Origin of the sequence: Aromatoleum sp. (assembly GCF_036675785.1) — a bacterium.
Classification (GTDB): Bacteria; Pseudomonadota; Gammaproteobacteria; order Burkholderiales; family Rhodocyclaceae; genus Aromatoleum.
The window spans coordinates 1-1,542 of sequence record NZ_JAKFEF010000058.1 but is presented as its reverse complement, the minus strand read 5'-3'; the positions used below and the strand labels follow the sequence as shown (position 1 = coordinate 1,542).

The 1,542-nt window shown below is 67.5% G+C and carries 1 protein-coding gene; it reads left to right on the top strand.

The annotated features are described in order from the left end of the window. The first annotated feature begins 61 nt into the window (after window positions 1-61). Entirely contained in the window at window positions 62-1,315 is a 1,254-nt protein-coding gene (locus tag V6M37_RS12085) for a hypothetical protein (RefSeq protein ID WP_332673592.1), read from the top strand. Window positions 1,316-1,542: the final 227 nt, after the last annotated feature.

Genomic DNA, 1,542 nt, shown 5'->3' with positions numbered 1-1,542 from the left:
TACTACATCGCGCATGCGGCGATTGCGGCGTTGGCGGCGGAGGGGAAGATGAACGCGAAGGATGTGGCGCGCGCCATCAAGCAGTACAAGCTCGACGGCGACAAGCCGAACCCGACCTCCGTCTGATCAGGAGATTGCCGCGATGCGCTTCATCGTGCTCGCGGCAGTCCTGGTTTCCTCGCTCCTCGCGGTGGCGTGCAGCGAACTGCCGCCGCCGCGTGTCGTCGACGCCCCCGGTTCCGCGAGGATTGCCGGGCTGCTGAAGGCGCCGCCGCTGCGCCCCGTCCCGGACACGCTCGTCGCGTTCCAGCCGCCGTACGCCTTCCGCAACAACGCCTTCCTGTCGCTGCATATTCCGTCGGAAGCTGGCGTCGCGCTCGTCTACGGAAAGGAACGCTACGGGATCGTCGACACGGGTACCGGCGACATCGTCGCGACCGGCGCCGGAATTCCCGGCGGCATGCTGTCTCCGAACGGTCGCGTACTCGTGCAGCCGACAGGCGATGCGCTCGAGTTGAGAGCTGCGGAATCGGGGGAGTTGCTCGCCACACTGCCCGGCGCGAAGCGGGACTGGCTCAGCTGGGTCGAAGACGCCGGCATGGTGTACGTCGTGCCGGGCACGGGCCCATTCGACGAGGCGCGGATCGTCTATCGCCATTTCCCCACCGGACTGGAATCGAGTGTGGCCACCGTTGCCGATGGGGATGACGCGGAGCCGCGCGTGCTCGGCGTCTTGCCTGTTCCGGACCGCCCGGGCCACTACTATCTCGAGACCCGCGCGAAACTGTACGAGCTGACACTCGAGAAGCGCGAGCAAGGTCTCGCCGCCATCGTGGTCGCGACCGTGCGCGATGGCTTCTTCAAAGGGCAAGCCACCGAGGGTTATCGCGTCGTGGGCGATCTCATCGTCGGGATCGAGGACGGAACGCTGCAGCTCCTCGATTTCCTGACGCTGGCACGCACCGAGGTCCCGCTGCCAGGGTTCGTCGCCACGGGATCGAGTCGCGTCAACGACATCGATCGCGTGCTCGTGTCCGGACATTTCGTCGACGGCGACGGCGATTCGCTGAAGGTCGACGGACGCGTTCCGGTGCAGCGTTTCTACTACCGGCTGTCAAACGGACACCTCGCGGCGTTGCCGGCGGAAAGCGACCCGCCGTTCTATTCGGCGGCACACGAGACCGGGTACCTCACCCGGGACGGGATCACGCTGCGTCCGTACGAATTGCCGCCCGCCGGTGCGGAAGGCGAGATCGCCGACGTGCTGGCAGCTGCGCGGGCCGAGGTCCTCGCCTCTGCGGAGCCCAGCGCGTGACGACGTCGATGTCGCCCGCAGGCACCCCCCGAGCACGACGAACAGTTCGTCCTCGTCGGCGTGCGCGTGCCAGCCGAAGGTGCCGTGCACCTTGGCGACCTTGACGTAGTTGTCGTCTAACTCGGCGATCACCCCCGGCGACCAGAGTTCGTCGAGCGCGGCGGCGATCTCGCGGGCGGAGCGGACTTCGTGGCGGGACATCGGCGAGCGCCTACCCGCCCTTCCGC

Coding starts and splice junctions, on each gene's coding strand:
- V6M37_RS12085 (WP_332673592.1), top strand. CDS start 62: ATGTGGCGCGCGCCATCAAGCAGTACAAGCTCGACGGCGACAAGCCGA.